The organism is Photobacterium carnosum, from assembly GCF_021236965.1.
Taxonomy (GTDB): Bacteria; Pseudomonadota; Gammaproteobacteria; order Enterobacterales; family Vibrionaceae; genus Photobacterium; species Photobacterium carnosum.
The window spans coordinates 1-1479 of sequence record NZ_WMDN01000058.1; the positions used below are offsets into that span (position 1 = coordinate 1).

Annotated in this window: 1 protein-coding gene; it reads left to right on the forward strand. The window is 41.6% G+C overall.

Annotated elements, in window-relative coordinates:
• Positions 1-187: 187 nt before the first annotated feature.
• A partial coding sequence (locus GLP24_RS19735; RefSeq protein ID WP_232616435.1) for a fructose PTS transporter subunit IIA occupies positions 188-1479 on the forward strand: 1292 nt, incomplete at its 3' end.

A 1479-nucleotide genomic window follows, 5' to 3' on the forward strand; every position in this document is an offset into this window, starting at 1 on the left:
ATTCAACTTGTTTTATATACGGTAAAAAATATGAGTGATAGCTCACACTGAGAGTTTAATGTTACAAATTTCCAGTTAAAGCCTGTTTTGTACTCTACTTTATCCCCATTAAAAAACCGACAATATTGCCATGCTGATGACGAATACAATGTTATCGAGCCCATAATAAAATTATCGGGGATAGAATATGATTACCACCCTCATCAATGAGCAGTTGATTAACCTCAACCTTAAAGCAACCACCAAAGATGAAGTGTTTGCTGAAATGGCAGATATTTTAGTTCAACAAGGTCGCGTTGCGGATAAAACCCAATTTTTAGTCGATGTTAAAGCACGTGAAGAGTTAGGTAACACTGGTTTTGAAGAGGGTGTTGCATTACCTCATGCTAAAAGTGCCGCTGTTATTAAACCTGCGGTGGCGATTGGTGTTAGTCGTACAGGTATTGAATACGGCGCAGAAGACGGCTTACCATCAAAACTATTTTTCATGATTGCTTCTCCTGATGGCGGTGATAATCACCATATTGAAGTGTTGGCTGAGTTGTCATCAAAACTGATTGAAGATGGCTTTATTGATGCATTCCTCGCTGCGAAAACACCTGCTGATGCATTGGCATTATTACTTGCCGAAAAACAAGTGGTGGCAACATTACCCCAAGATAAAGGGTTGTTGATTGGGGTTACGGGCTGTCCTGCGGGTGTTGCGCACACTTACCTTGCAGCGGAAGCATTAGAAAAAGCGGCTGCTGAATTAGGTTATGAAATTAAAGTTGAAACGAACGGTTCTATCGGTGTTAAAAACTCACCAACTGCAGAAGAAATTGCCCGCGCAGAAGCGATCATTGTCAGTTGTGATAAGCAAGTCGATATGGATCGTTTTGCGGGTAAAAAATTAATTAAGACTGGCGTAAAAGCGCCGATAAAAGATGGCAAAGGCGTTATTCAACAAGCATTAGTCGCAAAACCATTTGATGCTAATGGCGATGGTTTAGATAGTGGTGAAAGCAAAGTCTCTAAAGCGCGTTCAGATCTATACTGTTTCTTGATGAATGGCGTATCGCACATGATCCCGTTTGTTGTTACCGGTGGTTTGTTAATTGCGTTGGCATTAGCGATTGGTGGACAGCCAACAGATGCGGGAATGCAGATCCCTGTTGGTAGCATGTGGCAAAAAGTCCTTGATGTCGGTGTAGTCGCCTTTACATTAATGATTCCAGTACTTGCAGGTTACATAGCGTATGCGATTGGTGATCGTCCAGCATTAGCACCGGGTTTCATTGGTGGTTGGATTGCGAATAACGGCTCATTTTATGGCGCAGATGCAGGTACTGGTTTTATCGGTGCCATTATTGCAGGTCTATTAGTGGGTTACTTTGTACGTTGGGTTGCAACACGTAAATACCACAAATTATTACAGCCATTAGTGCCGATTCTTATTGCACCAATTACAGGTACATTATTTATTGCAAGTGCGTTTAT